This is a genomic window from Streptomyces lydicus (assembly GCF_004125265.1).
GTDB lineage: Bacteria > Actinomycetota > Actinomycetes > Streptomycetales > Streptomycetaceae > Streptomyces > Streptomyces lydicus_C.
Genome location: NZ_RDTE01000003.1, coordinates 1122868 through 1138751, shown reverse-complemented (window position 1 = coordinate 1138751; position 15884 = coordinate 1122868). Strand labels below are relative to the sequence as shown.

Annotated in this window: 1 protein-coding gene; it reads left to right on the top strand. The window is 73.2% G+C overall.

Annotated elements, in window-relative coordinates:
- Positions 1–87 precede the first annotated feature (87 nt).
- The gene (locus tag D9V36_RS41840; RefSeq protein WP_241720751.1) at positions 88–15882 is read left to right on the top strand and encodes a type I polyketide synthase; all 15795 of its coding nucleotides are present in this window, start codon (positions 88–90) and stop codon (positions 15880–15882) included.
- Positions 15883–15884 lie beyond the last annotated feature (2 nt).

Sequence of the window (15884 nt, the reverse complement as noted above, 5' to 3'; positions counted from 1 at the left end):
CGGGCCGGGAATTCCGGTCCGGTGGCGCGTCATTCATATGCGGTGCATTTAATTTCGAGCTTGCCGGTCCGGAGAAGGTGGCATCGAGTGGCGGACGACCAGAAATACCTCGACTACCTGAAGCGTCTGACCGTCGACCTTCGGCAGACCAGGCGCCGGCTGTCCGCCGCCGAGGCGCGCGAGCACGAGCCCGTCGCCATCGTCGCCATGAGCTGCCGTTACCCCGGCGGTGTCGCTTCTCCCGAGGACCTTTGGCAGCTGGTGGCCTCCGGCCGTGACGGCATCACCGGCCTCCCGGACGACCGTGGCTGGGACCTGGACGCCCTCTACGACCCGGACCCGGAGCACTCCGGCACCTCCTATGTGCGCGAAGGCGGGTTCGTCCACGAGGCGGGTCGGTTCGACGCGGGGCTGTTCGGGATCTCGCCGCGCGAGGCCCTCGCGATGGACCCGCAGCAGCGGCTCCTGCTGGAGACGAGCTGGGAGGTCTTCGAGCGTGCGGGGATGGACCCGCTGTCGCTGCGCGGCACCCGCGCTGGAGTCTTCGTCGGGTCGTCCTCGTCCGCGTACGGGGCCGGCATCGGCAAGCTGCCCGAGGAGGTCGAAGGCCACCTGCTGACCGGCAACGCGCCCAGCGTGGTGTCGGGGCGAGTCGCGTACTCCTTCGGTCTGGAGGGCCCGGCGGTCACGGTCGACACAGCGTGTTCTTCGTCGCTGGTGGCGCTGCACCTCGCGGTGCAGGCGCTCCGCAACGACGAATGCGACATGGCGCTCGCGGGCGGTGTCACGGTGATGGCGATTCCCGGCATCTTCACCGAGTTCAGCCGCCAGGGCGGGCTCGCCCAGGACGGCCGCTGCAAGTCGTTCGCGGCCGGCGCCGACGGGACGGGCTGGGGCGAGGGTGTCGGTGTACTGCTCGTGGAGCGGCTGTCGGATGCCCGTCGCAACGGTCATCAGGTGCTGGCTGTCGTGCGGGGTTCGGCCGTCAACCAGGACGGCGCGTCCAACGGCCTGACCGCTCCCAACGGCCCCTCCCAGGAGCGTGTCATCCGTGCCGCCCTGGCCAACGCGCGTCTGGACGCGCCGGACGTGGACGCCGTCGAGGCGCACGGCACCGGTACCACCCTCGGTGACCCGATCGAGGCGCGGGCCCTGCTCGCCACGTACGGCCGGGACCGCGACGCGGCCCGGCCGCTGTGGCTCGGCTCGATCAAGTCGAACATCGGCCACACCCAGTCGGCCGCCGGTGTGGCCGGTGTGATCAAGATGGTCATGGCGATGCGGCACGGAGTGCTGCCCAAGACCCTGCATGTGGACGCGCCCACGAGTGAGGTCGACTGGAGCCGCGGTGCGGTGGAGCTGCTGACCGAGGCGCGGGAGTGGCCGGAGGCGCAGGGCCGCCCGTGGCGGGCCGGTGTCTCCTCGTTCGGGGTCAGCGGCACCAACGCCCATGTGATTCTCGAGCGGTTCGACCAGGACTCCGACCAGGCCGAGGTTGCCGAGCAGGAGATCGGCGGTGGTGTCGTTCCCGGCGTGATGCCGTGGATCCTGTCCGGCCGTACGGCCGAGGCCTTGAGCGCCCAGGCGGAGCGGCTGTTGTCGGTGGTGGAGGGGGGCGTCCGGCCTGCCGATGTGGCGTGGTCGTTGGTGAGTTCGCGGGCGGTGCTGGAGCATCGGGCGGTGGTGCTGGGCGGGGACGTGGTGGAGTTGAGGGCCGGGTTGACGGCTGTGGCGCAGGGTGCCGACTTGGCGTCGGGTGTGGTGAGGGGAGTGGCTCGGCCGGTTTCGGGTGCTGTGTTCGTTTTTCCGGGGCAGGGGTCGCAGTGGGTGGGCATGGTGGCCGCGTTGCTGGAGTCCTCGCCGGTGTTCGGGCGGTGGATCGAGGAGTGCGAGCGTGCTCTTTCGGGGTTCGTGGATTGGTCGCTGACTGATGTCCTGAGGGCTGACGCGGAAGCGGGCTGGTTCGAGCGGGTGGATGTCGTTCAGCCGGTGTTGTGGGCGGTGATGGTGGCGCTGGCGGAGGCCTGGCGTGCGGCGGGGGTTGCTCCGGCTGCTGTTGTCGGTCATTCGCAGGGTGAGATTGCGGCTGCGGTCGTTGCCGGTGGTCTGTCCGTGGAGGATGGTGCCCGGGTGGTGGCCCTGCGGAGTCGGGCCATTGCTGAGGTGTTGGCGGGGCAGGGCGGGATGGTCTCCCTTGTCCTCTCCCGTGCGGATGTCGAAGAGCTGATCGCATCCTGGGGCGGTGAGATCTCGGTCGCGGCGGTCAACGGTCCTACCGCGACCGTCGTCTCCGGCAGCGCGGGGGCCCTGGAAGACCTCCTGGTCACGTGTGAGCAGCGGGGGATCCGGGCCCGGCGTATTCCGGTCGACTACGCCTCCCATTCCCACCACGTCGAGCAGATCGAACAGCGACTGCTGACCGAACTGGCCCCCCTGGCCCCCCGGTCCACCGACACCCCCTTCTACTCGGCGGTCACCGCCGAGCTGGTCGACACCGGTACCCTCGACGCCCGTTACTGGTACGAGAACCTGCGTCGCACCGTCCGCTTCGAGGACACCGTGCGCGCCCTCCTCGACGCGGGGCTGAGCACCTTCGTCGAGGTCAGCGCCCATCCCGTGCTGACCGTGGGTCTTGAGGAGATCGTCGACGACAGCGGGCGCGCCGCCACCGTCCTGGCCACCCTGCGCCGTGACCATGGCGACCACCGGCAGTGGCTCACCGCTCTGGCCCAGGCCCACATCCAGGGCCTCCCGGTGGACTGGGCCACCGTCCTCGCCCCCTACCGCGGCCGTCCCGTGGACCTCCCCACCTACCCCTTCCAACAGCGCCATTACTGGCTGACCTCCGAGGAGACCGGCGAGCCGGTCGCCACGGCGGACCCGGCCGAGGCGCGGTTCTGGGCAGCCGTCGAGCGCGAGGACCTGGACGAGGTCGCCGGGACGCTGCGCCTGGACAGCGTGGAGGAGCTCGAAGCCGTACTGCCTGCCCTGTCTACCTGGCACCGGCGGCGACGCGACCTGTCCACCGTGGAATCCCTGCGCTACCGGGTCGCCTGGAAGCTCGTCGAGGAGGCCGCCGCCGCACAGAGCGGCACTTGGCTGGCCGTCCTGCCGCAGAGCCACGCCGACAGCGAACTGGTGGAGCGGAGCCTACGGGCGCTGCGCGCGCTCGGCGCCGAGGTGGCCGTGATCGAGGCGGCCGACGACGAGTCGGACCGCTGGGCACTGTCCCAGCACCTCGACGACGCCCTGGCGGCCGAGGGCGCTGTGACGGGTGTGCTGTCGTTCCTGGCGCTTGCCGAGGGGCCGCACTTCGACGACCCCGACGTGCCCCTGGGCGTCGGTGCCACCGTGGCACTGCTCCAGGCGGCAGCCGACGCCGAACTCGACGCCCCGCTGTGGTGCGTGACGACCGGGGCCGTCTCGGTCGGCCGGTCCGATGTGCTGCGCAGTGCCGTGCAGGCACAGGTGTGGGGGCTCGGGCGGGTCGCGGGGCTGGAACTCCAGGGCCGCTGGGGCGGGGTGGTGGACCTGCCGGAGAGCCTGGACGAGCGGTCGGCGGGTCGTTTCGCGGCGGCGCTGAACGGCTCCGGTGCGACCGAGGACCAGTTGGCCGTACGCGCCTCCGGTGTCTTCGCGCGCCGCCTGAGGCGGGCCCCGCTCGCCCCGGGCGCGGACTCCGCGCAGTGGGTGCCGTCCGGCGCCGTGCTGATCACCGGTGGCACCGGCGCGCTCGGCTCCGAGGCGGCCCGCTGGTTGGCGGGACGGGGCGCCGAGCGTCTCGTACTGACCAGCAGGGGCGGCCCGGATGCGCCCGGTGCCGCCGCACTCGTCTCCCAGCTGCGGGAGATGGGCACCGAGGCGACCGTGGTGGCCTGCGACGTCGCGGACCGCGACGCGCTCGCCGCCGTACTGGAGGAGCACCCGGTCACCGGTGTCGTGCACGCCGCCGGCGTCGACGCGTCCATGCGGCTCTCCGATGTGGAGACCGGCGACCTCGCGGAGGTCTTGCGCGCCAAGGTCACCGGAGCCGCCCACCTCCACGAACTGCTCGCGGACACCCCGCTGGAAGCGTTCGTTCTCTTCTCCTCCATTGCCGGTGTCTGGGGCAGCGGCGGCCAGGCCGCGTACGCGGCGGCCAACGCCTACCTCGACGCCCTCTCCGAACAGCGCCACGCCGCTGGACTCCCCGCCACCTCGGTGGCCTGGGGCGCCTGGGGCGGGGCCGGTATGGCCACCCGCGGCAACGCCGAGGACTACCTGCGCAGCCGGGGCCTGAACCCGATGCCGCCCGCGCTCTGCACGGCCGCGCTCGGTGCGGCGATCGACAGCAGCGAGGCCGCCGTCACGGTCGCGGACGTGGAGTGGGCCCGGTTCGCCACCACGTTCACCGCTACCCGGCCCAGCCCGTTCATCGGTGAACTGCCCGAGGTTCAGGTGGCGTTGGAGTCCGACGCGGCCGAGGAGTCGGATGAGGGGGACGCGGCGCCGTCGGTGCTGCGGCGGGAGCTGGCCGTCGCGAGCGCGGGCGAACGCGCCCATCGTGTGCTGGAGTTGGTCCGTGCCGAGATCGCCTCGGTGCTGGGCTACCAGGGCCCGGACGACGTGGACTCCGACCGCCCGTTCAAGGATCTCGGCCTCGACTCGCTGACCGCGATGGAGGTCTGTAAGCGGCTGCGGGCCGCGACCGGACTTCGGCTGCCCGTCACCCTGCTTTTCGACCACCCGACGCCGCGTGGGCTGGGCCGGTTCCTGACCGGCGAGCTCACCGGCGGATCCGGCGCGTCCGACGCGAACGCGGACTTCGGCGCCTCCGGTGCGACGACCGGGTCCGGGGACCTGGCCGCGTCCACCGTCGCCGGCCCCGGAGAGCCCCTCGCCATCGTCGCGATGAGCTGTCGCTACCCGGGCGGCGTCCGCTCCGCCGACGACCTGTGGGACCTCGTCGCCACCGGCGCCGACGGCATCGCGGGCTTCCCCACCGACCGTGGCTGGGACCTGACGGCCGCCGAGGGCGAGTACACCCCCGAGGGCGGCTTCGTCCACGACGCCACCACCTTCGATGCCGGACTGTTCGGCATCTCCCCGCGCGAAGCCGTCGCCATGGACCCGCAGCAGCGCCTGCTCCTGGAAGCGTCCTGGGAGGTCCTGGAGCGCGCGGGCATCGACCCGCAGTCGCTGCGCGGCACCCGGACCGGTGTCTTCGTCGGCGCCTCCACCTCCGGGTACGGCGTCGGCATGCGGCTGTCCGCCGGGCTGAGCGGCCACTACATCACCGGCACCTCCGCCAGTGTGATGTCCGGACGCGTCGCCTACTCCTTCGGTCTGGAGGGCCCGGCCGTCACCGTCGACACGGCCTGCTCCTCGTCTCTGGTCGCCCTGCACCTCGCCGGACAGGCGCTGCGCGGCGGCGAGTGCTCCATGGCGCTGGTCGCCGGTGTCGCCCTGATGACGAGCCCGGACATCTTCGCCGAGTTCAGCACCCAGAACGGTCTCTCCGCCGACGGCCGTTGCAAGTCCTTCGCCACCGCCGCCGACGGCACCGGCTGGGGCGAGGGTGTCGGCATGCTCCTCGTGGAGCGCCTGTCGGACGCGCGCCGCAACGGTCATCAGGTGCTGGCTGTCGTGCGGGGTTCGGCCGTCAACCAGGACGGCGCGTCCAACGGCCTGACCGCTCCCAACGGCCCGTCCCAGCAGCGTGTCATCCGTCAGGCCCTGGAGAACGCCGGGCTGACCACCGCCGACGTCGACGCCGTCGAAGGCCACGGAACCGCGACCACCCTCGGTGACCCGATAGAGGCGCAGGCCCTTCTCGCCACGTACGGGCAGCATCGGGAGGCGGGCCGGCCCCTGTGGCTGGGTTCGTTGAAGTCCAACATCGGCCACACGCAGGCCGCTTCGGGCGTGGCCGGTGTCATCAAGATGGTGCAGGCGATGCACCACGGGGTGCTCCCCAAGACCCTGCACGTGGACGAGCCGTCGTCGCACGTGGACTGGTCGGCGGGTGCGGTCGAGCTGCTGACCGAGGCCCGGGACTGGCCCGAGAGCGGCCGCCCGCGCCGTGCGGGCGTCTCCTCCTTCGGCGTCAGCGGCACCAACGCCCACGTCATCATCGAGCAGGCACCCGAGCAGGCACTCGAAGTCTCCGCGCCCGTCGAGCTCGCCGCCGCGGCCGCCCGCATCCTCCCCTGGACCGTCTCCGCCAAGACCCCCGCCGGGCTCCGGGCCCAGGCCGCCGCCCTCAGCGCCCACCTGACGTCCCACCCCGGGCTGCGACCGGTGGACGTGGCCCACTCCCTGGCCGTGTCGCGAGCCCACCTCGAACACCGGGCCGTCGTCCTCGCCGTCGAAACCGCCGATTGCGTCGCCGCCCTGGACGCCCTCGCCGCCGGCGAACTGTCCCCGCACGCGGTGCGCGGCTCCGTCCGCGACAGCCGCCTCGCCTTCCTCTTCACCGGCCAGGGCGCGCAACGCGCCGGAATGGGAAGGGAGCTGTACGACACCCACCCCGCCTTCGCGGACGCACTCGACGCGGTGTGCGCACGTATGGACGGCGAGCTGGACCGGCCGCTGCGCGACGTGCTGTTCGGCGAGGGGGAGCCGCTCGACCAGACCCTGTACACCCAGGCGGCGCTCTTCGCCCTCGAAGTGGCCCTCTTCCGGCTGCTGGAATCCTGGGGCCTGACGCCCGACTTCCTCCTCGGCCACTCCGTCGGAGAACTCGCCGCCGCGCACGTCGCGGGAGTCCTCTCGCTCGACGACGCCTGCACTCTCGTCGCCGCCCGCGGCAGGCTCATGCAGGCACTGCCCGCCGACGGTGCCATGCTCGCTGTCGCCGCCACCGAGCAGGAGGTCGCCGAGGCCCTCGCACCGTACGGGACCCAGGTCGCCGTCGCCGCCGTCAACGGCCCGTCCTCGGTCGTCGTCTCCGGCGACGCCGACGCCGTCACCGCCCTGGAGGCCGGCTGGCGGCGTGCCGGGCGCAAGACCAGGCGCCTCACCGTCTCGCACGCCTTCCACTCGCCGCACATGGACGCCATGCTCGACGAATTCGCCGCCGTGGCAGCCGGACTGGCCTTCCACTCACCCGGCGTCCAGGTCGTCTCCAATGTCACCGGACGGCTCGCGGACGCCGACGAGATCCAGACCCCCGAGTACTGGGTGCGGCACGTCCGCCAGGCCGTACGGTTCGCTGACGGCATCGCCACCCTCGACGCCCAGGGCGTCACGACGTATCTCGAACTCGGCCCCGACGGCGTCCTCACCGCCATGGCGAAGGACTGCCTGGCTGACGGCGAGGGCGTCACCCTCCTCCCGGCCCTGCGCCCGGGGCGCGCCGAGCCCGAGACCGTACTGCGCCTGGCGGCCACCGCCCATGCGCACGGTACCCCCGTCGACTGGGCCGGGATGCTGGACGGACTGGGCGGCGTACGCACCGACCTGCCGCCCTACGCCTTCCAGCGGGAACGCTACTGGCTCGACACCTTCGCCGTGCCGGCCGACGCCGGAAGCGCCGACGACGCCGCCTTCTGGGCCGCCGTCGAGGGCGAGAACCTGCCGGCCGTCGCGGACGCGCTGGACCTGGCCCCCGACGCCGTACAGGCCGTCCTGCCCTCGCTCTCCACCTGGCGCCGCAAGGGGCGGGACCGGCACGTCGTGGACGGCTGGCGCTACCGCACCACCTGGCAGCCCCTCACCGACCTCCCGCACGGTGCCCTCCACGGCACCTGGCTGCTGGTACTGGCCCCCGGACAGGACGGCGACGACGCCACCTCCGTCCAGGCGGCCCTGCGCGCGGGCGGCGCCGACGTGAGCGTCCTGGTCCTCGACACGACGGACGACACCGACCCCTGGCTCGTCGCGGACCGGCTGCACCAGGCCGCCGACGGACTCGCCGGAGTGCTGTCGCTGGCCGGACTCGACGAACACCCCCACCCCGGCTACCACGGACTCACCTTTGGCCTCGCCGCCACGGTCGTGCTCATCAAGGCGCTGCACGCGGCCGGAATCGACGCACCGCTGTGGGTGGCCACCCGCGGCGCCGCCTCGGTCAGCCGCGCCGACCGGACCGTCTCCCCGGCCCAGGCGCAGCTGTGGGGCCTCGGCCGCACCGCGGCACTCGAATTCCCGCGCAACTGGGGCGGATTGATCGACCTCCCCGAGCGGCTCGACCGACGGGCCGGCACCCGGCTCGCCGCGCTGCTCGCCGACGGCACGGAGGACCAGATCGTGGTGCGGGGCTCCGGGGCCTTCGTGCGACGCCTGACCCCCGCCCCCCTCGGCCCCCACACCCCGGCCACCGAGTGGCGCCCCGAGGGACCAGTCCTCATCACCGGCGGTACCGGCGCACTCGGCGCCCGGGTGGCCCGCATGCTCGCCGGACGCGGCGCCCGGCACCTGGTGCTGACCGGCCGCCGCGGCCCGGACGCCCCCGGGGCGGCGGAACTCGCGGCGGAACTGGCCGGGCTGGGCGCGGAAGCCACGGTGGTGGCCTGCGACGTCTCGGACCGGGACGCGCTCGCGGCACTGCTCGCCGCGCACCCCGTCACCGCCGTCGTGCACACCGCCGGTGTCATCGGCGCCGTGTCCCTGCGCGACACGAGCCTCGCCGAACTCGCGGACGTGCTGCGGGTCAAGGCGGACAGCGCGACTCACCTGGACGAACTGCTCGACGGTACCCCCCTCGAAGCGTTCGTGACGTTCTCCTCGATCGCCGGCGTCTGGGGCAGCGGCAACCAGGCCGCGTACGCCGCGGCCAACGCCCACCTCGACGCCCTCGTGGAGAACCGGCGGGCCCGCGGCCTGACCGGCACCTCCGTCGCCTGGGGCCCCTGGGCGGGCGGCGGCATGCTGGCCGCGGAGGACGGCGAGGACTACCTGCGGCGGCGCGGCCTGGCCGCCATGGACCCGGAACTCGCCCTGCGGGCGCTGGGCGACGCCGTCGACCACGGCACCGGGTGCGTGACGGTCGCGGACGTGGACTGGCCGCGCTTCGCGGCCGCGTTCACCTCAGGACGACCCAGCCCCCTCCTCGCCGACATCCCCGGCGCCGCCGCACCGGAGCCCGAGGCCGGCGAGGAGCGGAGCGGCACCCCACGGATTCGGCAGCAGCTCGCCGCGACCACCGCAGACGACCGACACCGCATCCTGCTCGACCTGGTCAGGACCGGCGCCGCCACCGTCCTCGGCCACGGCACGGCAGAAGCCGTGGAGCCGGAACGGCCGTTCAAGGACCTGGGCTTCGACTCGCTCACCGCCGTGGAACTGCGGGACCACCTCACCGGCGTGACCGGCCTCGCCCTGCCCGCCACCCTCACCTTCGACCACCCGAACGCCGGGGCCCTGGCCCGGCACCTTGCCGACCGGCTCGGGCTCGACGATGCCGCGACGCAGGAGACCGCACCCCGGGCCGGCGGCCCGGCGGCCCAGGACGACCCCATCGCCATCATCGGCATGAGCTGCCGCTACCCCGGTGACGTCCGTTCCCCCGAGGACCTGTGGCAGCTCGTCGCCACCGGCGGCGACGGCATCGGCCGCTTCCCCGAGGACCGCGGCTGGAACCTGGCGGCACTGTACGACGCGGACCCCGGCAACCCGGCGGGCTCCGACTCCCGCGAAGGCGGCTTCGTCTACGACGCCACCGGCTTCGACAGCGAACTCTTCGGCATCTCGCCCCGCGAGGCCCTCGCCATGGACCCACAGCAGCGCCTGATGCTGGAGGCCGGCTGGGAAGCCTTCGAACGTGCCGGACTGGACCCGCTGTCGCTGCGCGGCAGCAACACCGGCGTCTTCGCCGGCCTCAACAGCCACGACTACCTGTCCCTCATCGCGGAGGCCCCGGCGGGCACCGAGGGCTACATCGCCACCGGCAGCTCCGGCAGCGTGGTGTCCGGCCGCGTGTCGTACACCTTCGGCCTGGAGGGCCCGGCCGTCACCGTCGACACCGCCTGCTCCTCGTCGCTGGTGGCCCTGCACCTCGCCGTGCAGGCCCTCCGCAACGGCGAGTGCGACATGGCACTCGCGGGCGGCGTCACCGTCATGGCGACCTCGGGGATCTTCAACGAGTTCAGCCGCCAGAACGGCATGGCCACCGACGGCCGCTGCAAGGCGTTCGCCGCGGCGGCCGACGGCACCGGCTGGGGCGAGGGTGTCGGTGTGCTGCTCGTGGAACGCCTTTCGGACGCCCGCCGCAACGGTCATGAGGTCCTGGCGGTCGTACGGGGCTCCGCCGTCAACCAGGACGGCGCGTCCAACGGGCTCACCGCCCCCAACGGCCCCTCCCAGGAACGCGTCATCCGTCAGGCCCTCGCCAATTCGGGCCTGACCACCGCCGACATCGACGCCGTCGAGGCACACGGTACCGGCACCACCCTCGGCGACCCGATCGAGGCGCAGGCGCTCCTCGCCACGTACGGCCGGGACCGCGACGCGGACCGGCCGCTGTGGCTGGGCTCGCTGAAGTCCAACATCGGGCACACCCAGGGAGCTTCGGGCGTCGCGGGTGTGATCAAGATGGTCATGGCGATGCGCCATGGCGTCCTGCCCAAGACGCTGCACGTGGACGCCCCGACCCCGCACGTGGACTGGTCCGCAGGCGCGGTCGAGCTGCTGACCGAGGCCCGTGACTGGCCCGGAGCCGACCGCCCGCGCCGCGCCGGTGTCTCCTCCTTTGGCATCAGCGGAACCAACGCCCACGTCATCCTCGAGGGCATCGAACGCTCCGAGGAGTCGGTGGCGGAGCCGGCAGCCGCTCAGGATTCCGGCCCCGTGTCCTGGACGCTGTCGGGCGCGTCGGCCGAGGCCTTGAGCGCCCAGGCGGAGCGGCTGCTGTCGGTGGCGGAGACGGACGTCCGGCCTGCCGATGTGGCGTGGTCGTTGGTGAACTCGCGGGCGGCGCTGGAGCACCGGGCGGTGGTGCTGGGCGGGGACGCGGTGGAGTTGATGGCCGGGTTGACGGCTGTGGCGCGGGGTGCCGACCCGGCGTCGGGTGTCGTGAGGGGAGTGGCTCGGCCGGTTTCGGGTGCTGTGTTCGTTTTCCCGGGGCAGGGGTCGCAGTGGGTGGGCATGGCCACGGGGTTGCTGGAGTCGTCCTCGGAGTTCCGGGAGCGGATCGAGGAGTGCGAGCGTGCTCTTTCGGGGTTCGTGGATTGGTCGCTGACTGATGTCCTGAGGGCTGACGCGGAAGCGGGCTGGTTCGAGCGGGTGGATGTCGTTCAGCCGGTGTTGTGGGCGGTGATGGTGGCGCTGGCGGAGGCCTGGCGTGCGGCGGGGGTTGCTCCGGCCGCCGTCGTCGGGCACTCGCAGGGTGAGATCGCGGCTGCGGTCGTTGCCGGTGGTCTGTCCCTGGAGGATGGTGCCCGGGTGGTGGCCCTGCGGAGTCAGGCCATCGCTGAGGTGTTGGCGGGGCAGGGCGGGATGGTCTCCCTCGTTCTCTCCCGTGCGGATGTCGAAGAGCTGATCGCACCCTGGGACGGTGAGATCTCGGTCGCGGCGGTCAACGGTCCGACCGCGACCGTCGTCTCCGGCAGCGCGGGGGCCCTGGAAGACCTCCTTGTCACGTGTGAGCAGCGCGGGATCCGGGCCCGGCGCGTTCCGGTCGACTACGCCTCCCATTCCCACCACGTCGAGCAGATCGAGGCCCGTGTAATGGCCGAGCTTTCCGAGCTTGCCCCGGGTCCGGCCCGTGTCCCCTTCTACTCGGCGGTCACCGCCGAGCTGGTCGACACCGGTACCCTCGACGCCCGTTACTGGTACGAGAACCTGCGTCGCACCGTCCGCTTCGAGGACACCGTGCGCGCCCTCCTCGACGCGGGGCTGAGCACCTTCGTCGAGGTCAGCGCCCATCCCGTGCTGACCGTGGGTCTTGAGGAGATCGTCGACGACAGCGGGCGCGCCGCCACCGTCCTGGCCACCCTGCGCCGTGACCATGGCGACCACCGGCAGTGGCTCACCGCTCTCGCCCAGGCCCACGTCCACGGGGTACGGGTGGACTGGCGCGCCGTCCTCACCCCCTACCGCGGCCGTCCCGTGGACCTCCCCACCTACCCCTTCCAGCACCGCACCTACTGGCCCAAGGCCGGTACGGGCGCCGGCGACCCGGCCTCGGCCGGACTGGCCGCCGTGCACCACCCGCTGCTCTCCGCCGCCGTGGAACTCGCGGACGGCGACGGCGCACTGTGGACCGGCCGTCTCTCCCTCGCCGCCCAGCCCTGGCTCGCGGACCACACGGTCCTGGACACCGTCCTGCTGCCCGGCACCGCCTTCGTGGAACTCGCCCTCCAGGCGGGCGAAGAGGCCGGCTACCCCGTGCTGGAGGAAATGACCCTCGAAGCACCGCTGACCCTGGCCGAGCACACCGGCGTGCAGCTCCAGCTCGCCGTCGGCGCGCCGGACGCCGAGGGACGCCGTACCGTTAGCGTCCACTCGCGCGCCGAACGGGCCGAGGCGGGACAGCCCTGGACCCGGCACGCCCGCGGCACCCTGACCGCGGAAGCCGCGCGGCCCGCCTTCGACCTGGCCGCCTGGCCCCCCTCGGACGCCGAGCCGCTGCCTGTCGAGGGCTTCTACGAGGCGCTCGCCGCGGCGGGTTACGCGTACGGCCCCGCCTTCCGGGGCCTGCACGCCGCCTGGCGGCACGGCGACGAGGTGTACGCCGAGGTCGCCCTGCCCGAGGAGGCGCGCGCCGACGCCGCACCGTTCGCGCTCCACCCGGCGCTGCTGGACGCCGCCCTGCACGCCGCCGGACTCGGCGGACTGCTCGGCGCCGACGGCCGGGCCGGACTGCCCTTCGCCTGGAGCGGGGTGTCGCTGTACGCGACCGGGGCACAGACCCTGCGCGTACGGCTGACCGCCGTCGGTGTTGCCACCGTCGCCGTCGCCGTCGCGGACGCCACCGGGGCACCGGTGGCCGAGGCCCGGTCGCTGACCCTGCGCCCGGTCACCGCCGGACAGCTGCGTCAGGCCAGGGGCGGCGACGTGGCGGGCTCACTCTTCCGCGTCGAGTGGATGCCACTGGCCGCCGACGCGCCTGCCGCTTCCCTCCTGACCGCCGTCGGTGACCGTCGCGAGCTCCCGGCGGACCTCCTGGTGTCCTGGTACGCCGACCCGGACGCCCTGCGCGCCGAGTTGGAGACGGGGACGCCCGCACCCGGCGACGTGGTGTGGTGCCTGCCCGAGACGGCTGGCGGTGACCTGCGGAGCACTCTGTACGACACTCTGGGCGTCGCCCAGGAATGGCTGCGGGACGAGCGGCTGGCCGACACCCGCCTCACCGTGCTGACCAGCGGCGCGGTCGCCGTCGGCGCGGGCGAGGACGTACCCGGCCTGGCGGCCGCGGCGGCCCGTGGCCTGCTCGGGTCCGCCCAGTCGGAACACCCCGGCCGCCTCCGCCTCGTCGACATCGACCAGCGCCCCGAGTCCTGGCGGGCACTGCCCGCCGCCCTCGCCCTGGACGAGCCCCAGCTGGCCGTCCGCGCGGGGGAGGTACTGGCAGCCCGGCTCGCGCGGGCCGGTGAGCCTTCGCTCGCCCCGCCCGCCAGCGACGGCGCCTGGCGCCTCGACACCACCGGCGGAGGCGGCATCGACGACCTGGCGCTGCTGCCCGCGCCAGCCGCCGAAGCCCCGCTCGCCCCCGACGAGGTACGGGTCGCGATCCGCGCGGCCGGGGTGAACTTCCGGGACGTCGCAATCGCCCTCGGCATCGTGCCGGACCAGACGGTCATGGGCACCGAGGGCGCGGGCGTGGTCGTGGAGACCGGCTCGGCGGTCACCGACCTCGCCGTCGGTGACCGGGTGTTCGGCTTGCTGGCGGGCTGCTTCGCCCCGGTGACCGTGGCTCAGCGCCGGGCCCTGGTGCGGATGCGCCCCGAGTGGACGTTCGCGGAGGCGGCGTCGGTGCCGACGGTGTTCCTCACCGCGTACTACGGGCTGGTCGACCTGGGCCGGGCCAAGGCGGGCGAGTCCCTGCTCGTCCACGCGGCGGCGGGCGGGGTCGGCATGGCCGCCGTACAGATCGGCCGCCACCTCGGACTGGAGGTCTTCGGCACGGCGAGCGCCGGCAAGGAGCATGTCCTGCGCTCCTGGGGCCTGGACGACGAGCACATCGCCTCCTCCCGGACCACCGACTTCGAACCGCACTTCCGGGTCACCACCGGCGGACGCGGCGTGGACCTCGTACTGAACTCGCTGGCCAGGGAGTTCGTGGACGCCTCGATGCGGCTGCTGGCCCCCGGCGGGCGGCTCATCGAAATGGGCAAGACGGACATCCGCGATGCGACCGAACTGGCCGAGGAGTACCCCGGAGTCTCCTACCGGGCGTTCGACCTGAGCGAGGCCGGGCCGGAGCGGATCGGCGCCATGCTGGACGAGATCCTCGCCCTGCTGGACGGGGGCGAACTGCGGACCCTGCCGGTGACCGGCTGGGACTTGCGGGAGGCACCGGAGGCGTTCCGCTTCATCAGCCGAGGCCGGCACATCGGCAAGAACGTGCTGACCCTGCCGCCCCCGGTGGACGCCGATGGCACCGTGCTGATCACCGGTGGTACCGGGGTGCTGGGCGGAGTGCTCGCGCGGCACCTGGCGACCGCGTACGGGGTACGGCACCTGCTGCTCGTCAGCAGGCAGGGGCCTGCCTCCCAGGGTTCCGACGAACTCGTCGCGGAGCTAGGCGAGTTGGGGGCAGAGGCCCGAGTGGTGGCCTGCGACGTTGCGGACCGGGAGGCGCTGCGGGACCTCCTCGCGAATGTCCCGGCGGAGCACCCGCTGACCGGTGTGGTCCACGCGGCGGGAGCGCTCGACGACGGCGTCTTCGACGCCATGAGCCCCGACCGTATCGACACGGTGCTGCGCCCCAAGGCCGATGCCGCGCTGGCCCTGCACGAGCTGACGCTCGACGCGGACCTGGCGATGTTCGTGCTGTACTCCTCCTTCTCGGCCGCCCTCGGCTCGCCGGGACAGGCCAACTACGCCGCCGCCAACGCCTTCCTGGACGCGCTCGCCCAGCACCGCAGGCACCGGGGACTCCCTGCCACCTCGCTCGGCTGGGGGCTGTGGGAACAGGCCAGCGCCATGACCGGGCACCTGACCGGCGGAGACCTCGCCCGGGCGGGCCGGGCCGGACGCTCGCTCACCACGGAACACGGGCTGGCGCTCTTCGACCGTGCCCTCGCGCACGGCGCCGCGCACCTGCTGCCGACCCACCTGGACCTGGCCGCCCTGCGCGCCGGGGCCGACGGGACGGCGGCGATCCCGGCGCTGCTGCGTGGCCTGGTCGGGGCTCCCGTGCGCCGGACGGTGGAGGAGACGCCCGGGACCCGGGAATCGACGGCCGACCGGCTGGCCCGGCTGCCCGAGCCCGAGCGGCGCCGCGCACTGACCGAGCTGGTCAGGGCGTACGCCGCCGGAGTCCTCGGGCACTCCACGCCTGCGGCGATCGGAGCCGAACGGCCCTTCAGGGAAGTCGGCTTCGACTCGCTCACCGCGGTCGAGCTGCGCAACCGACTCGCCTCGGCGACCGGACTGCGGCTCCCGGTCACCCTGGCGTTCGACCACCCGACGCCGGGCGAGCTGGCGGAGTACCTCCTGACCAGGCTGCCCGTCGCACCATCGGCCGCACCCGCTCAGGACGTACTCGCCCAGGTCGAGCGGCTCACCGAACGGCTCGACTCGCTCATCGAGGAGGAGAGCGATCCCGCACTGCTCGGTGAACGCCTCCAGGCCCTCGTCCGGCGCCTTGGCGCACTCGGCGGCAGAACAGCCCCCAGCAGCAAGAACGACAGCACCACGGACAGCAGCACCACGGACAGCCCTGTGGCGGGCCGGATCGACCGTGCGTCTGCCGACGACCTTTTCGACTTCATCGACAACGAGCTCGGTGTCTCGTGAGA